Below are 15,659 nucleotides of genomic sequence, written 5' to 3'. Positions count from 1 at the left end.
GTTCAGGCATACAGTGTAGCAGAGCCGGTTTGGTTAAAAAAGAGCCGGATGGCGCAACGGACGGTGCGGGAGAACACCCCCTCCCCAGAGAGAGGGTGCCAGAGTGTCACTTTTTCCAGAAATCATCGAACACGGTGATCGGTGGGCGACGCTTGTGCTCGGTTTTCAGATACCAGCTTTCAATGATCTTCGCGGTACCTTCATCCAGTTTTTTGCCTTCCAGATAATCATCAATATTGTCATAGGTGACACCCAGGGCCGCTTCATCCGGCAGGGAGGGGCGATCGTCTTCCAGATCCGCCGTTGGCGCTTTCTTGTAAAGGTGCTCCGGGCAACCCAGCGCGGCAAGCAGCTGCTTACCCTGACGTTTGTTCAGACGGAAGAGCGGGTTAATATCGGTACCGCCGTCGCCATACTTGGTGAAGAAACCCGTGATGGCTTCTGCCGCATGATCGGTACCGACCACAACGCCTTTGGTCATCCCGGCAATGCTGTATTGCGCTTTCATACGTTCACGGGCTTTTTCATTGCCGCGGACAAAATCGCTCAACTCAATGCCTGCTTCGCGAAGCGCCTGCTCGCTGGCCAGCACCGATCCTTTGATATTGACGGTGAGCACGCGATCGGGCTGGATGAAGGCGATGGCATCCTGGCAATCCTGTTCATCAGCCTGCACGCCATAGGGAAGACGCACGGCAATAAACTGCAGCGCGTCATCACCCGTCTCTTCGCGGAGCTCTGAAATTGCCATCTGGCAGAGTTTACCGGCCAGGGTAGAGTCCTGACCGCCGCTGATGCCCAGCACCAGGGATTTCAGGAACGAGTGAGTTTTTAAATAAGACTTTAAAAAATCCACGCTGCGGCGGATCTCTTCTTGTGCGTCTACCGCGGGCTTCGCGCCCAGCGCCTGAATAATCTCTTGTTGCAGAGCCATCACGCCCTCCATATGCAGAACATAAACAGATTGTGTTAACTGTTAAAACTAACCCTTTGAACGAGAAACGACAAGGATCACAGTTTCGAGTGCGCTAAATTGCGGCGATTTAGCAGGTTATCGTTGTTTTATTAGAATTTTCCGAAATTCGTCTGGCGGAATTCACAAAGTTGAACAATAGTACTTTTTATTCCATGCTTAGATAACACGCTGATAAACAAGAGGACGGAATATGAACAAGAACGTAGCAGGAATTCTTAGCGCAGCGGCGGTACTGACTATGCTGGCAGGGTGTACGGCCTACGACCGCACCAAAGATCAGTTTACACAGCCCGTAGTGAAAGATGTCAAAAAAGGCATGACCCGTTCGCAGGTGGCTGCGATTGCCGGCAAGCCTTCTTCGGAAGTGACAATGATTCATGCACGCGGTACCTGCCAGACCTATATCCTGGGTCAACGTGATGGTAAGGCAGAGACCTACTTCGTTGCGTTGGATGAGACTGGTCATGTGATCAACTCCGGTTACCAGACCTGTACTGAATACGATACCGATCCGCAGGCACCTAAGGCGCAGTAACCCTTCTTGCCTGAGTATGTTAACAAACCGGCCGTTGGGCCGGTTTTTTTATACATACGTAAATCTTATTTCTTCTCGCGAATTATTTGCCTGAAATGTGAAGGTAGTCAACACGACAGGTCAATGAGAGACAATTTGCCCCTGTGCAGAATTATCTCCTGTCTGTACCATTGCGTATACTCACTCCAACGACAAACAACAGTAAGCAAACTACCTGTCTGCCAGGATAGCGAGTCGAGTGATAGCGCGATGGCAGGTAGTCATACGAGAGGGAAGTTACTATGGAAAAGAAACATATCTATCTGTTCTGCTCAGCAGGCATGTCAACCTCGCTTCTGGTGTCAAAGATGCGTGCTCAGGCTGAGAAGTATGAAGTCCCGGTGGTGATCGAAGCGTTTCCGGAGACGCTGGCGGGCGAAAAAGGCCAGACAGCCGATGTCGTTTTACTGGGGCCGCAAATTGCCTATATGTTGCCCGAAATTCAACGTCTGTTACCCAATAAACCGGTCGAAGTGATCGATTCGGGATTGTACGGCAAGATTGATGGTTTAGGTGTATTGAAAGCTGCTGTTGCAGCAATTAAAAAAGCTGCTAATTAATTTTTATTTTTCCCGTCAAAGAGTTATTTCACACACAATACGCCGTAACCCGCGTTGCGGCATTTAAGGGTATTTTCCTATGAGTAAAGTCATCGCTTCACTTGAAAAGGTACTCCTTCCTTTTGCTGTTAAAATAGGAAAGCAGCCTCACGTTAATGCCATCAAAAACGGTTTTATTAGATTAATGCCGTTGACGCTGGCTGGGGCAATGTTCGTTTTAATTAACAACGTTTTTCTGAGCTTTGGTGAAGGTTCCTTTTTTTATTCATTAGGAATTCGATTAGACGCTTCCACAATTGAAACCCTTAATGGTTTAAAAGCCATCGGCGGCAACGTATATAACGGTACGTTAGGTATTATGTCGCTGATGGCACCTTTCTTTATTGGCATGGCACTGGCGGAAGAGCGGAAAGTGGATCCGCTGGCCGCAGGTTTATTATCCATTGCCGCCTTTATGACCGTGACGCCATACAGCGTCGGTGAGGCCTATGCCGTAGGGGCCAACTGGCTGGGGGGCGCTAATATTATCTCCGGTATCGTTATCGGTCTGGTGGTTGCGGAGATGTTCACCTTTATTATTCGTCGCAACTGGGTTATCCGTTTACCGGATAGCGTGCCGGCGTCCGTTTCTCGTTCATTTTCCGCGTTGATTCCAGGCTTCATTATTCTCTCCATCATGGGGATTATCGCCTGGGCGCTCTCTCATTGGGGCACTAACTTCCACCAGATCATCATGGACTCTATCTCAACGCCGCTGGCGTCAATGGGTAGCGTGGTCGGTTGGGCGTATGTGATTTTCACCTCCCTGCTGTGGTTCTTTGGCGTGCATGGTTCACTGGCACTGGCGGCGCTGGACAGCGGTATCATGACCCCATGGGCACTGGAAAACGTTGCACTTTACCAGCAGTACGGCTCTGTTGACGCGGCGCTGGCAGCCGGTAAAACCTTCCATGTGTGGGCGAAGCCGATGCTCGACTCTTATATCTTCCTGGGGGGTACCGGGGCGACGCTGGGTCTGATCATCGCGGTCTTTATTGTTTCTCGTCGCGCTGACCATCGTCAGGTTGCGAAGCTGGCACTGCCGTCAGGCATCTTCCAGATAAACGAGCCGATTCTGTTTGGTCTGCCAATCATCATGAACCCGGTAATGTTCATTCCGTTCATTCTGGTTCAGCCACTGCTGGCGGCCATTACCCTGACGGCCTATTACCTGGGCATTATCCCGCCCGTCACCAACATTGCGCCGTGGACCATGCCGGCGGGTCTGGGGGCGTTCTTCAACACCAACGGTAGCGTGGCTGCCTTCCTGCTGGCGATATTCAACCTCGGGATTGCAACACTGCTCTATATGCCATTCGTGGCGATAGCAAACAAAGCTGCAACCGTTATCGATGAAGAAGAGAGCGAAGAGGATATCGCCCTCGCACTGAAATTCTAAAATTGCACGGCGCGGGGCAACCCGCGCCAGCCAAAAGGAGCTTAAAAATGTTAGATTTGGACAGTATTGTCGCAGAAGAAACCGCAGAGAACGATCTGGAAGAGGTGGTGATGGGGCTTATCATCAATTCCGGGCAGGCGCGTAGCCTGGCGTATGCCGCGCTCAAGCAGGCCAAGCAGGGTGATTTCGCAGCCGCGAAAACCATGATGGAACAGTCCCGTACGGCGCTGAATGAAGCGCACCTGGTGCAGACAAAGCTTATCGAAAGCGACCAGGGTGAAGGCAAGATGAAGGTCAGTCTGGTGCTGGTGCATGCGCAGGATCATCTGATGACGTCGATGCTGGCACGTGAACTGGTGGCCGAGTTAATTGAGCTTCACGAGAAGATGCAGTAAGGCAGATTTTGCAGCAGGAGGTCAGCGCGATGGAAATAAAAACCGCACTTGAACAGCAACTGTTTAATGGCAAAAATTTTCACGTGATTATTTACAACAAGACGGAGAGCGCGAGCGGTCTGCATCAGCATGACTACTATGAGTTCACGATTGTTCTGACCGGTCGCTACTACCAGGAAATCAACGGCAAGCGCGTCCTGCTTGAGCGGGGAGATTTCGTCTTCCTGCCGATGGGGTCCCATCACCAGAGCTTTTATGAATTTGGTGCAACCCGCATTCTTAATGTAGGTGTCAGCAGACGCTTCTTTGAGAAACACTATCTGCCGCTGGTGCCGTTCTGCTTTGTGGCCTCGCAGGTCTATCGCATCAAAAACGAGTTCATGACCTGGATTGAAACGGTTATCGCCTCGCTTAACTTTCGCGAGAATGAATTTGATGAGTTTATTGAAACGGTGACGTTTTATGTGATGAACCGTCTGCGCCATCATCGTGAAGAGCAGCAGGTAAGCGATGATATTCCGCAGTGGCTGCGCAGTACGGTTGAACTGATGCACGATAAAGGGCAATTCAGCGAAAATGCGCTGGAAAATATGGTCGCTTTGTCCGGTAAATCACAGGAATATCTGACCCGAGCAACTCAGCGTTATTATCGTAAAACGCCAGTGCAAATTATTAATGAAATCCGCATTAATTTTGCTAAAAAACAGCTGGAAATAACCAACTACTCGGTTACCGATATTGCTTATGAGTCAGGCTACAGTAGCCCCAGCTTGTTTATTAAGACCTTTAAGAAATTGACCTCGTTCACACCGAACAGTTACCGGAAGAACCTGACGGTAATTAATTAAATTTCGGCGGATTTACCCGCCACAAATATTGCCTTGATTGCTTGCCCACAGAGCGGGAAGAGTACGCTACACCTTGCAGGCGATTAACCTGATATGCTAAGGGAGATATTATGCAGAAGAAATTAAAAGTCGTAACCATTGGCGGCGGCAGCAGTTATACCCCGGAATTACTCGAAGGTTTCCTGAAACGTTATCATGAATTACCGGTCAGCGAATTATGGCTGGTGGACGTTGAGGAAGGTCAGGAGAAACTGAATATCATTTTTGAGCTCTGCAAGCGGATGGTCGCGAAAGCCGGTGTGCCATTGACCGTGCATAAAACCCTCGACCGTCGCCTGGCGCTGCAGGATGCCGACTTCGTAACGACCCAGCTGCGCGTCGGCCAGCTCAAAGCGCGTGAAATGGATGAACGTATTCCACTGAGCCACGGCTATCTGGGGCAGGAGACCAACGGCGCGGGCGGCCTGTTCAAGGGGCTGCGTACCATTCCGGTCATTTTTGACATCATCAACGATGTGGAAGCGATCTGCCCCAACGCGTGGGTGATTAACTTCACCAACCCGGCCGGGATGGTGACCGAGGCGGTCTATCGCCACACCGGTTTCAAACGCTTTATCGGCGTCTGTAATATTCCGATTGGCATGAAGATGTTCATCAGCGATGTGCTGGAGTTGACCGATACCGACGATCTTTCTATCGATCTCTTTGGCCTGAACCACATGGTGTTTATCAAAGATGTCATCGTGAATGGTCAGTCTCGCTTTAGCGAACTGCTTGACGGCGTAGCCTCCGGACGCCTGACCGCTGCGTCAGTGAAAAACATCTTTGACCTGCCGTTCAGCGAAGGGCTGATCCGCTCGCTTAATCTGCTGCCTTGCTCATACCTGCTTTACTACTTCAAACAGAAAGAGATGCTGGCCATCGAGATGGGTGAGTACTATAAGGGTGGCGCACGCGCTCAGGTGGTGCAGAAAGTTGAAAAGCAGCTGTTTGATTTGTATAAAGATCCGAACCTGAACGTGAAACCGAAAGAGCTTGAGCTGCGCGGCGGAGCGTATTATTCCGATGCGGCGTGCGAAGTGATCAACGCCATTTACAACGACAAGCAGGCCGAGCACTACGTCAATGTGCCGCATCACGGCCATATCGACAACATCCCGGCTGACTGGGCCGTTGAGATGACCTGCATTCTGGGACGTGATGGCGCCAGGCCGCATCCACGGATTACCCACTTTGACGACAAAGTGATGGGGTTGATCCACACCATCAAAGGGTTTGAAGTGGCAGCCAGCAATGCGGCGCTGAGCGGTGAACTCAATGACGTTCTTCTGGCACTCAATCTCAGCCCGCTGGTCCATTCCGATCGCGATGCCGAGCAACTGGCCAGCGAAATGATTCTGGCGCATGAAAAATGGTTGCCTAATTTTACCGCCACGATTGAGAAGCTGAAATTCAAACAGCACTGAGAGGATGTGTGATGGAAAACCTGCTGATCGTCAATGCTGATGATTTTGGCCTCTCAAAAGGTCAAAACTACGGCATTATTGAAGCCTGCCGCCGGGGTGTGGTGACCTCAACTACGGCACTGGTTAATGGTGACGCGGTTGAACACGCGGCGCAGCTCAGCCGCGAGGTGCCAGCGCTGGGCGTCGGCATGCACTTTGTATTGACGCTCGGGATGCCGCTTTCACCGATGCCAGGACTGACGCGGGACGGACAGCTGGGCAAATGGATTTGGGAGCAGGCAGAGCAGGGCACGCTGCCGCTCGAGGAGATTACCCGCGAGCTGGACTGTCAGTTCAACCGTTTCGTCGATCTCTTTGGCCGTGAACCCACGCATATTGACAGCCATCATCACGTGCATATGATCCCGGCACTTTTCCCGTCAGTGGCGGAATTTGCACAGCGCAAAGGTGTGGCAATGCGCGTGGATCGTGAGGTGCAGGCGCTGCACGGGCTGTCATTGTCTTCTGTGTCCACAACGGACGGGTTCAGTAGCGCGTTCTACGGCGACGAGATTAGCGAAGCGCTGTTTCTGCAGGTGCTGGATGAGTCCGCCGCGCGCGGGGAACGGTCGCTGGAAGTGATGGCACACCCTGCGTTTGTCGATAACATTGTGCGTAAAAGTGCCTACTGCTGGCCGCGACTGGCGGAACTGGATGTGCTGACGTCGGCATCGCTGAAATACGCCATTGCCGAGCGTGGGTACCATCTGGGCACCTTTGAGGATGTATGAAAATAGCCCGGAGGCGCGGTGCCTGCCGGGCTGAGTAAACGATGTCAATCAGCGCCGGGTCGGGCAAAGCCAGACCCGGCTTTTCTTATGCCGGTATCCGATCAATCTTACTGCTGCGTGACCACACACGGTGCGCTGCGAGCAGATCGAACAGCTTGGTCATAAACGCATCATCGACATTATCGCCTTCGACAATGCCATCTTCGCCTTGCTCAGCCACCTTCAGGTGCGCTTTAAACTGTCGCGCATCGCCGGAAAGGGCGATCGGCTTCAGGTGTTTATAGGCTTCCAGCAGATAATAAATCGCATCGCCATTGTTCAGCAGACTGTCGATGTCGCCGCACGGCACAATCACCGCATCAACGGTGAGCGATGGTGCTCCGGCAAAGGTGGCCGCAACCGGCAGCACTGAACCGTCGTCGGCGGTCACTTCCCCCATGCGGGAATAGAGCAGTTTGGCGTGAACGCCTTTGGTTTTCAGCGCCTGCATAATCCCCAGCACGTCGCTGGCACGGGTTTTGTCATTCAGCAGAATGGCCACTACCCGGCCTTTTATCGAGCCACCCGGCACCGCATACAGACTCAGGGACGGATCTTTCTTCAGTCCGTTAACGTCTTTCGGTGGGGCCGCATTGCGTTGCTCGTCCGTCAGCGTAATGCCAAGGTTATCCGCCACGCTCTGGGCAAGCTGAATATCGATATGGGCGAGCTGATCGACCACGCGCTCGCGGATGTAAGTCCGCACCACTTTGCTCAGTTCAAAGCTAAAGCCGCCGATAATGTGCTGTTGCTCGATCGGCGTCTGGCTGTTCCAGAACAGGCGAGGTTGGGCATAATACTCGCCGAATGACGGGCTACGCTCGCGGATTTTATTGCCATCGATGCGCTCCTGGTACGACTCAAAACCACCGCGTTTCGGTCCCGGCGGCGTTTCGCGCGGCCAGTTATCGTTGATGGAGTTCGGCTCATAGTTAGCCGGATTGGTATCGATATCCTGGCGATGCATCCCGTCGCGCTGGAAATTGTGGTACGGACAGGTTGGACGGTTAATCGGAATTTCGTGGAAGTTGGGCCCGCCAAGGCGACTGATCTGCGTATCGGTATAGGAGAACAACCGCCCCTGCAGGAGGGGATCATTCGTGAAATCCAGCCCCGGAACGATATGCCCCGGGTGGAACGCGACCTGCTCATTTTCGGCAAAGAAATTGTCCGGGTTACGGTTGAGCACCATTTTACCCACCAGCTGAACCGGCACCAGCTCCTCTGGGATCAGCTTTGTCGGGTCGAGAAGGTCAAAATCGAAGTTAAACTCATCCTCTTCCGGGATCAGCTGTAACCCCAGTTCATATTCCGGGAAGTCACCGGCTTCAATCGACTCCCACAGCTCACGACGGTGGAAGTCCGGATCGCGCCCGGTCAGCTTCTGGGCTTCATCCCACACCAGCGAGGCTTTGCCCGCCACAGGCTTCCAGTGGAAGCGCACGAATGTGGCTTTCCCGTCCGCGTTGATCATCCTGAAGGTATGAATACCAAAGCCTTCCATCGTGCGGTAGCTGCGCGGAATGCCCCGGTCTGACATCGCCCACATCACGTTGTGTAACGTTTCTGGCTGCAGTGAGACATAATCCCAGAAGGTGTCATGCGCACTTTGTCCCTGCGGTATGGCCCAGTGGGGCTCCGGTTTTACCGCATGGACAAAGTCAGGAAATTTATGCGCATCCTGAATGAAGAACACCGGGGTGTTATTGCCGACGAGATCGAAAATACCCTCTTCGGTATAAAATTTGGTGGCGAAGCCGCGGATATCACGCACGGTATCTGCCGAACCCGCGCCGCCCTGTACGGTTGAAAAGCGGACAAAGACCGGTGTGATTTTGTCCGGATCGGAAAGGAAATCCGCTTTGGTTATCTCTTTGAGGCTTTTGTAGGGCTGGAAGTAGCCGTGTGCCGCGGAGCCACGCGCGTGAACGATGCGCTCAGGTATACGTTCATGGTCAAAATGGGTGATTTTTTCCCGCAGAATAAAGTCTTCCAGCAGGGTCGGTCCGCGCGTTCCCGCACGCAGCGAGTTCTGATCGTCAGCAATGCGCACGCCCTGGTTGGTGGTAAGTGCAAAACCTTCGCCGCCTTTACGGTGGGACTCAAGGGATTTCAGCTTCTCGTTTCCGGTATCCGGGGATTTCATACTTCCCGGCGCGGTAGGCTGTTCGCCAGGTGCGGAAGGGCCGGGGGACGGGCGGTGAGAGCCGTCCGCTGGGGCCAGAGAGTCCATGCCTGGTTGAGATTCTTCAGTGCCATGAATGGGTGATTGATGTGTTTTATCTTTGTTCGACATTGCACGCTTCTCCTTTATCCATTGCTAAAAACCTTGTTAACTATAGAACAATGTGGCGAAAGGGCGGGCGAACTAAGAGTTTTCAGATGACCTGGTTAAGGAATGCGCTATCAGAGCGATGCAGGGCGCGACGCGTGGGGGGAGGATCGGCTATCATAGAATTTTCCTGCTTCCAGAATGTGCTTTAGTGAACCCGTCGCTTATGAAACCTTTTCGTCAACAAAACCGCCCTGTCATTAGCTACGTGCCCCGCGTCGAACCCGCGCCGCCCGAACACGCCCTGAAGGTGGATGGTTTTCGTGATGTCTGGCAACTGCGCGGTAAATACGTAGCGTTTGTTCTGATGGGAGAACACTTCCGCCGTTCGCCCGCGTTTTCGGGGCCGGAGTCGGCCCAGCGATGGGCGAACCAGGTCCGCCAGGATGAAGAGATTGAAGAATAACAGCCAAAAAAAACCGCCATCAGGCGGTTTTTTTCATTTATCCATCCGTGATTAACGGTGCGCCAGTTCAGCGTCGTCTTCACTTTCCAGAATGGTTTTATCGGTCTGCTTCAGCCACTGGCTGGTCAACGTACCGGCGGTCATGGAACCGCTCACGTTCAGCGCAGTACGACCCATATCGATCAGCGGCTCAACGGAGATCAGCAGGGCAACCAGCGTCACCGGCAGACCCAGGGCCGGCAGGACAATCAGCGCGGCGAAGGTTGCGCCACCGCCAACACCCGCAACGCCTGCGGAGCTGATGGTAACAATCCCGACCAGCGTGGCAATCCAAACGGGATCCAGTGGGTTAATACCCACGGTCGGAGCAACCATTACCGCCAGCATTGCAGGGTAGAGACCTGCGCAACCGTTCTGACCAATGGTGGCACCAAAGGAGGCAGAGAAGCTGGCAATAGATTCCGGTACGCCCAGACGACGGGTCTGCGCTTCAACGTTCAGCGGAATAGACGCGGCGCTGGAACGGCTGGTAAACGCAAAGGTCAGTACCGGCCACACTTTACGGAAGTATTTCAGCGGGCTAACGCCATTGACGCCCAGCAGGATACCGTGCACCACGAACATAATGCCCAGACCCAGATAAGAGGCGACGACGAAGCTACCCAGCTTAATAATGTCCTGCAGGTTAGAGCCGGCAACCACTTTGGTCATCAGCGCCAGAACACCGTAAGGGGTCAACTGCATCACCAGACGGACCAGCTTCATTACCCAGCTTTGCAGGGTATCGATAGCCACCAGCACGCGCTCGCCTTTCGGCGCGTCGTCTTTCAGCAGCTTCAGCGCCGCCACACCGAGGAAGGCCGCAAAGATCACCACGCTGATAATGGAGGTTGGGCTGGCACCGGTCAGGTCAGCAAACGGGTTCTTCGGCACGAAAGAGAGCACCATCTGTGGCACCGTCAGGTCAGCGACTTTACCCACGTAGTTGGTCTGAATCGCGGTAAGACGCGCCGTTTCAGCCGTACCCTGGACCAGACCTTCAGCGGTCAGCCCGAACAGGTTGGTGACCAGCACACCGACCAGAGCTGCAATCAGCGTGGTAAACAGCAGCGTACCGATGGTCAGGAAGCTGATTTTACCCAACTGGGTGGCGTTATGCAGACGGGCAACGGCGCTCAGAATAGAGGCAAACACCAGCGGCATAACGATCATCTGCAGCAGCTGGACATAGCCGTTACCGACGATGTTGAACCACTGAATAGAATCTTTCAGAACTGGATTATCGGAGCCGTAAATAGCCTGCAACGCCAGACCAAACACGACACCCATGGCCAGACCAACCAGCACTTTCTTCGCGAGGCTCCACTGTTTGTGGCGCGCCTGCGCGAGAAGCAATAGCAATACAACGAACACCACAATGTTCGCGATGAGTGGAAAATTCATCCCCGTTCTCCTGATTTATTATACGGTCGGTTTTTACCGATCCTGTTGGCGCAAGATTATCAGAAGTGTGATGTGGCGCTTATATCCAAATGGAATGGGTTATGACAAATGGAAATAATTTGTGTGCTTAGTGTTCAATCTGGTGATTAATGAAACGATTGAACTGAAATTGCAGCGAATTGATCATCTGGGATGACCAGCGCACTGCACTGTTTTCGGGCAAGGTTTGCGGCATCCAGACGGCGTAGGCAAAGAGCGCCATACACAACACACGCTCAAGCTGATTACCTTTCTGCGGCGCAAGAATGGGCAAACGGAACCGCCAGCGGCATGGCCAGAGCAGCGGCACGCCCGCAGGTGTCAGCATATCGGCAAGGATATGGCTTAAATAACCCAGCACCATTCCCTGGATGGCATCGGCGGGCACTATCCAGCTCTCAGGGACTTTTAAATAGAAAAGGGTGAGCAGGCCGAATACAGCCAGCAGGCTGTGGGTAAACCCACGGTGACCAAACGCGCGGGCGATGGGTTTTGATATCCACTTTAGCCGCTGTCCCAGGAACGATTTTGGATGGTCGATATCGGGCAGCAGACAGGTCAACACGGCGGACGGGACAATATGCCACCAGTCCCCCTGTGCGAGCACAGGGGTAAGTTCAGCGTTTTTGGCAAAAACTGCGCACGCAATGGAAAAAAGCAGATGGCCTTCCGCCGTCATGATAAAACCCACAAAACTGTCAATTCATACAGTATAGGGTTTTTATACAGTAGACGAAAGAGGTGACGGTGTAACTGTATGTCACAAACGCGCCTAGCGCGCCAGCCAGCCCCCGTCGACGGCTAACGTATGACCGTTCACGTAATCCGAGGCGGCGGAGGCTAAAAAGACCACCGGTCCCTGCAGGTCTTCCGGTACTCCCCAGCGCCCGGCAGGTATCCGGTCGAGGATCTCCTGGCTGCGCTGCTGATCATCCCGCAGTTGCTGAGTGTTGTTGGTCGCCATGTAGCCTGGCGCGATGGCGTTAACATTGATGCCGTGTGTCGCCCATTCATTGGCCAGCAGACGCGTGATCCCCAACACGCCGCTTTTGGACGCGGTGTAAGAGGGCACGCGGATGCCACCCTGGAATGAGAGCATCGAGGCGATATTGATGATTTTCCCGCCCTGGCCCTGCGCAATAAACTGTTTAGCCACGGCCTGGGAGAGGAAAAAAAGCGATTTCAGATTCAGGTTGATGACGTCATCCCAGTCCTTTTCGCTGAACGCGAGAGCATCTTCACGGCGTATGGTCCCGGCATTGTTCACCAGAATATCGACTCGCCCCATCTCAGCAACCGCGCTGTCAACAACGTCCTGAAGACTCTCCTGCTGACTGAGGTCGGCCCGAATCGCCCTGAACCGCCTTCCGAGCGCGCTAATGCAGGCAGCCGTTTCCTCCGGCGCTTTGCGGTTAACACCCACGATGTCGCATCCCGCCTGCGCCAGCGCAATGGCCATGGCTTGTCCCAGACCGGTATCGCATCCGGTGACGATGGCCACTTTTCCTGACAGAGTGAAGTTATCCAGTATCATACGCGCCTCAGAAGTAAGGTTATTGTCATTCTGACGCTAAGGATAGAAGCGGGGGATAAGAAAAGCAAACAAAATGAAACGATGTTTTGTTTTTAAAGCAGGCAGCCTGACGCTGCCTGAAAAGGGCGGGTTACTCGCCGCGCAGGTGCTGCGCCGTCAACTCAACCAGTGAGTACAGCTTTACGTCGGCAAGGGCAAAACGGGGATCGTGTCGGCCTTCCTCCGCGGGAACAACAATCGAGCGCATGCGTGCGGCCTTCGAGGCCACCATTCCGTTAACGGAATCTTCCAGCGCGACACAGCAGAGGGGATCAAGACCGAGTTTAGCGGCACAGTCGAGATAGACCTGCGGGTGCGGCTTGCTGTATGGCAACGTTTCCGCTGAGGCCAGCGCGTCGAAGCTGTCGCGCAGCTCAAACATGGTCAGTACTTTTTCCAGCATATGCAGCGGTGAAGCTGACGCCAGGCCAACTTTCAACCCCTGCGCTTTACACAGCGCGACGGCTTCACGCACGCCGGGCAGCAGGGGCTTGCTCTCTTCCACCAGTGAGATGGCGCGGCTGATAATACGCGCGGTCACTTCGTCGCGGTCGGGTCCCACCCACGGCTGCTGGGCATACCACAGGTCCACCACCATATCGATGCGCAGACCAAGCGTATCCGGAAGTTCATTACGGCGGCTGATATCAACGCCCAGGCTGGCGATAACGTCCAGTTCGGCGCGATCCCACAACGGTTCGGAATCGATCAGTAATCCATCCATGTCAAAAATTGCGGCAAGAATCTGGCGCGGTGTCGACATCACAACGTCTCCTTATCCAGGGTGTACGACAGACGATAAATGCTAAGTGCACTCTGCAATTTAGCATATTGCCTTTAAAGAGCGGGCGAAAATGATGGTCAGCAGGTAGACTTAGGCAGAAATAACGCGTCTTTATGAAGGGGAACTGATGACGTATCAACAAGCTGGACGCATTGCTGTCTTAAAACGTATTGCTGGCTGGGTAATTTTTATTCCAGCCGTCATTTCGACGCTGATCTCTGTGCTCAAGTTTATGTACGATCACAGTGAAAAACAGCCAGGTATTAATGCGGTAATGCTTGATTTTGCTCATGTCATGATTGAAATGATGCGTTTTAACACGCCGTTTCTGAATGTCTTTTGGTTCAATTCGCCGACGCCGAATTTTCATCAGCAGTTGAATCTCGGGTTTTGGGTGATCTACGCGCTGATCTTTATTGGTATGGCGTTGCAGGCCTCTGGCGCACGCATGAGCCGTCAGACGCGCTTTTTACGCGAAGGTGTGGAAGACCAGATGATTCTCGAACAGGCGAAAGGCCCGGAAGGGATGAGCCGCGAGCAGATTGAGTCCCGCATTGTTGTGCCGCGTCACACCATTTTCCTGCAAATTTTCCCGCTGTATATCCTGCCAGTCATTATCATCGTGGCGGGGTACTTCTTCTTTTCGCTGTTGGGATTCCTGTAACCGATAAGGGTGGCGACATAGCCACCCGTCCCGCCATTACGCGGCAAGCACACGTTCAAGTGCCCTCTGGGCATTGACCAGATGTTCTCCGCCAAACAGAATGGCGCGGTTCATCAGTGTGTACAGCTGATACACCGGCTGGCGCTCAAGAAAACCCTGCGGCAGAGGCAGCACGGACTGGTACCCGTCGTAAATTTGCGGCGGTTGCTCAGGGTGCAGTGGCAGCATCGCCAGGTCACACTCCCTGTCGCCCCAGTAACAGGCCGGGTCGAAGATATAGGGGCCGTCAGGACCCAGCGCGCAGTTATCTGACCACAAATCGCCGTGCAGCAGAGACGGCTGAGGCTGGTGGGATGCCAGACGCTGCTGAATGTGTTCGACGATGGCATCGATATTGCCAAACTCCAGACCTTTCTCCGCAGCCAGTTCCAGCTGCCAGCCAATGCGTTGCTCAGCAAAGAATGTCGACCAGCGTCGTTGCCAGGCATTAGGTTGTGGAGTGGTGGAGAGGTCGTTGTCAAAATCGAGACCAAACTGCGGCTGGTCGCTCCATTGATGCAGTCGCGCTAACTGTTGGCCGAGAATGAAGGCGTTATGGGCGTCTAACGGGCGGGCAGGAAGAAATTCCATGACCAGAAAACTGTAGTCGCGGTCGCTGCCCACGGCCCAGACCTGCGGGACCGTCACCGTTTTACTGCGCGACAACAGTTCCAGCTGGTCGGCTTCGGCGGTGAAAATCGGAAGCAGCTCTCGCTCATCGCATTTAACAAAGAGATCGCGCCCGGCGTAGCGTAAGTGCCATGCGGCGTGGATTTCTCCGCCTGGCAGTTCGTTCCGCAGTTCAATTTCACCTTCACCCAGTTGCTCACTTAAAAGATGACTGATAGCCTGCCACATGTTGTCTCTCCCATGTTGTCTGCCAGATCATAAAGTTAGCGCATAATTGCGGTAAAAAAATACGAACTAACGCACACCTGAGCGGTTTAAATTCATGCAGGGCACTTATTGTTCTTTTTTCTGCCAGCTTTCCCAGGTATCAAGATCAATTTCTGCCGCTTTGTCGGTCACGCTTTCGACCAGACTGGCCGCCAGAGCGTGAACCTCTTCTTTACTCAGGGCGCTGATCAGGCCAAACGTCAGGGTGCCTAAATCATGGATATTGCCCTCGTCATCCGTGAGTGTGAGCAGGAAATTGGCCCGGGTAAAGGCGTTGTTGAGCTCATTAAGCTCGGTCAGCGACGCTTGATGAATGTTGATGGTAACGACGTAGCGGGTGATGTCACCACTGCTCATAATTCACCTCATTGTTATCTTGGAAGTTTTCTTAGCATAGTCGATAGGCTGCGTTTGGC

At 53.4% G+C, this 15,659-nt stretch carries 17 protein-coding genes; 9 read left to right on the top strand and 8 right to left on the bottom strand.

All coding sequences use genetic code 11. The features are described from left to right. Positions 1-106 precede the first annotated feature (106 nt). Positions 107-934: an ammonia-dependent NAD(+) synthetase gene (gene nadE / locus QE396_RS07760; RefSeq protein WP_020884418.1), complete on the bottom strand. Its 828-nt coding sequence runs from the start codon at positions 932-934 to the stop codon at positions 107-109. A 232-nt stretch (positions 935-1,166) separates the two neighbouring features. Between nadE and osmE the strand changes: the two genes are divergently transcribed. From osmE to chbG, 7 genes are all read left to right on the top strand, one after another. Next, positions 1,167-1,511, top strand: coding sequence for an osmotically-inducible lipoprotein OsmE (gene osmE, locus QE396_RS07755; protein ID WP_014169673.1), 345 nt, complete (start codon positions 1,167-1,169; stop codon positions 1,509-1,511). Between the two features lie 281 nt (positions 1,512-1,792). Beyond that, positions 1,793-2,110: a PTS N,N'-diacetylchitobiose transporter subunit IIB gene (gene chbB, locus QE396_RS07750; protein ID WP_008500676.1), complete on the top strand. Its 318-nt coding sequence runs from the start codon at positions 1,793-1,795 to the stop codon at positions 2,108-2,110. 79 nt (positions 2,111-2,189) lie between these two features. Next, positions 2,190-3,548 carry a PTS N,N'-diacetylchitobiose transporter subunit IIC gene (gene chbC / locus QE396_RS07745; RefSeq protein ID WP_014169674.1) on the top strand — a complete coding sequence of 453 codons (1,359 nt, stop codon included), beginning with the start codon at positions 2,190-2,192 and terminating at the stop codon, positions 3,546-3,548. Between the two features lie 47 nt (positions 3,549-3,595). Then, positions 3,596-3,943: a PTS N,N'-diacetylchitobiose transporter subunit IIA gene (chbA, locus tag QE396_RS07740; RefSeq protein ID WP_020884417.1), complete on the top strand. Its 348-nt coding sequence runs from the start codon at positions 3,596-3,598 to the stop codon at positions 3,941-3,943. 8 nt (positions 3,944-3,951) lie between these two features. After that, positions 3,952-4,791: a transcriptional regulator ChbR gene (chbR, locus tag QE396_RS07735; protein WP_014169676.1), complete on the top strand. Its 840-nt coding sequence runs from the start codon at positions 3,952-3,954 to the stop codon at positions 4,789-4,791. 110 nt (positions 4,792-4,901) lie between these two features. Continuing rightward, on the top strand, positions 4,902-6,257 hold the full coding sequence (locus tag QE396_RS07730) for a 6-phospho-beta-glucosidase (RefSeq protein WP_020884415.1): 1,356 nt from the start codon (positions 4,902-4,904) through the stop codon (positions 6,255-6,257). A gap of 11 nt (positions 6,258-6,268) precedes the next feature. Next, positions 6,269-7,027, top strand: coding sequence for a chitin disaccharide deacetylase (gene chbG, locus QE396_RS07725; protein WP_020884414.1), 759 nt, complete (start codon positions 6,269-6,271; stop codon positions 7,025-7,027). Positions 7,028-7,112: 85 nt separating this feature from the next. Here the strand turns inward: chbG and katE are convergent, their stop codons facing one another. Next, a complete protein-coding gene (gene katE, locus QE396_RS07720; RefSeq protein ID WP_020884413.1) occupies positions 7,113-9,362 on the bottom strand; it encodes a catalase HPII in 2,250 nt (749 codons plus the stop codon). A 187-nt stretch (positions 9,363-9,549) separates the two neighbouring features. Here katE and cedA point away from each other — a divergent pair, with 187 nt between their 5' ends. Then, positions 9,550-9,804, top strand: a complete 255-nt coding sequence (cedA, locus tag QE396_RS07715) for a cell division activator CedA (protein WP_071605472.1) — start codon at positions 9,550-9,552, stop codon at positions 9,802-9,804. A 51-nt stretch (positions 9,805-9,855) separates the two neighbouring features. On the opposite strand, the gene QE396_RS07710 is transcribed toward cedA, so the two are convergent. The 4 genes from QE396_RS07710 to hxpB form a co-directional block, all read right to left on the bottom strand. Beyond that, a complete protein-coding gene (locus QE396_RS07710; RefSeq protein ID WP_014169681.1) occupies positions 9,856-11,247 on the bottom strand; it encodes an L-cystine transporter in 1,392 nt (463 codons plus the stop codon). Between the two features lie 127 nt (positions 11,248-11,374). Further along, a complete protein-coding gene (locus QE396_RS07705; RefSeq protein ID WP_020884412.1) occupies positions 11,375-11,965 on the bottom strand; it encodes a metal-dependent hydrolase in 591 nt (196 codons plus the stop codon). A gap of 93 nt (positions 11,966-12,058) precedes the next feature. Continuing rightward, complete coding sequence (gene kduD / locus QE396_RS07700; RefSeq protein ID WP_020884411.1) at positions 12,059-12,820, bottom strand: 2-dehydro-3-deoxy-D-gluconate 5-dehydrogenase KduD; 762 nt, start codon at positions 12,818-12,820, stop codon at positions 12,059-12,061. A 130-nt stretch (positions 12,821-12,950) separates the two neighbouring features. Then, entirely contained in the window at positions 12,951-13,622 is a 672-nt protein-coding gene (hxpB, locus tag QE396_RS07695) for a hexitol phosphatase HxpB (RefSeq protein WP_020884410.1), read from the bottom strand. Between the two features lie 148 nt (positions 13,623-13,770). Here hxpB and QE396_RS07690 point away from each other — a divergent pair, with 148 nt between their 5' ends. Further along, on the top strand, positions 13,771-14,307 hold the full coding sequence (locus QE396_RS07690) for a YniB family protein (RefSeq protein ID WP_014169686.1): 537 nt from the start codon (positions 13,771-13,773) through the stop codon (positions 14,305-14,307). A 36-nt stretch (positions 14,308-14,343) separates the two neighbouring features. On the opposite strand, the gene QE396_RS07685 is transcribed toward QE396_RS07690, so the two are convergent. Together QE396_RS07685 and ghoS are read right to left on the bottom strand one after the other, a co-directional pair. Further along, positions 14,344-15,204, bottom strand: a complete 861-nt coding sequence (locus QE396_RS07685; RefSeq protein WP_014169687.1) for a fructosamine kinase family protein — start codon at positions 15,202-15,204, stop codon at positions 14,344-14,346. A 105-nt stretch (positions 15,205-15,309) separates the two neighbouring features. Next, positions 15,310-15,600: a type V toxin-antitoxin system endoribonuclease antitoxin GhoS gene (gene ghoS, locus QE396_RS07680; protein WP_014169688.1), complete on the bottom strand. Its 291-nt coding sequence runs from the start codon at positions 15,598-15,600 to the stop codon at positions 15,310-15,312. Between the last annotated feature and the right edge of the window lie 59 nt (positions 15,601-15,659).

It is taken from the genome of Enterobacter sp. SORGH_AS_0287, assembly GCF_031453695.1.
Classification (GTDB): Bacteria; Pseudomonadota; Gammaproteobacteria; order Enterobacterales; family Enterobacteriaceae; genus Enterobacter; species Enterobacter ludwigii.
The sequence above is the reverse complement of the archived record's forward strand: the minus strand, read 5'-3'. Positions and strand labels throughout refer to the sequence as shown.

Bases quoted from the DNA above. Each gene is read 5' to 3' on its own strand.
- nadE (WP_020884418.1), bottom strand. From the start codon at position 934: ATGGCTCTGCAACAAGAGATTATTCAGGCGCTGGGCGCGAAGCCCGCG.
- osmE (WP_014169673.1), top strand. From the start codon at position 1,167: ATGAACAAGAACGTAGCAGGAATTCTTAGCGCAGCGGCGGTACTGACT.
- chbB (WP_008500676.1), top strand. From the start codon at position 1,793: ATGGAAAAGAAACATATCTATCTGTTCTGCTCAGCAGGCATGTCAACC.
- chbC (WP_014169674.1), top strand. From the start codon at position 2,190: ATGAGTAAAGTCATCGCTTCACTTGAAAAGGTACTCCTTCCTTTTGCT.
- chbA (WP_020884417.1), top strand. From the start codon at position 3,596: ATGTTAGATTTGGACAGTATTGTCGCAGAAGAAACCGCAGAGAACGAT.
- QE396_RS07730 (WP_020884415.1), top strand. From the start codon at position 4,902: ATGCAGAAGAAATTAAAAGTCGTAACCATTGGCGGCGGCAGCAGTTAT.
- chbG (WP_020884414.1), top strand. From the start codon at position 6,269: ATGGAAAACCTGCTGATCGTCAATGCTGATGATTTTGGCCTCTCAAAA.
- katE (WP_020884413.1), bottom strand. From the start codon at position 9,362: ATGTCGAACAAAGATAAAACACATCAATCACCCATTCATGGCACTGAA.
- QE396_RS07710 (WP_014169681.1), bottom strand. From the start codon at position 11,247: ATGAATTTTCCACTCATCGCGAACATTGTGGTGTTCGTTGTATTGCTA.
- QE396_RS07705 (WP_020884412.1), bottom strand. From the start codon at position 11,965: ATGACGGCGGAAGGCCATCTGCTTTTTTCCATTGCGTGCGCAGTTTTT.
- kduD (WP_020884411.1), bottom strand. From the start codon at position 12,820: ATGATACTGGATAACTTCACTCTGTCAGGAAAAGTGGCCATCGTCACC.
- hxpB (WP_020884410.1), bottom strand. From the start codon at position 13,622: ATGTCGACACCGCGCCAGATTCTTGCCGCAATTTTTGACATGGATGGA.
- QE396_RS07690 (WP_014169686.1), top strand. From the start codon at position 13,771: ATGACGTATCAACAAGCTGGACGCATTGCTGTCTTAAAACGTATTGCT.
- QE396_RS07685 (WP_014169687.1), bottom strand. From the start codon at position 15,204: ATGTGGCAGGCTATCAGTCATCTTTTAAGTGAGCAACTGGGTGAAGGT.
- ghoS (WP_014169688.1), bottom strand. From the start codon at position 15,600: ATGAGCAGTGGTGACATCACCCGCTACGTCGTTACCATCAACATTCAT.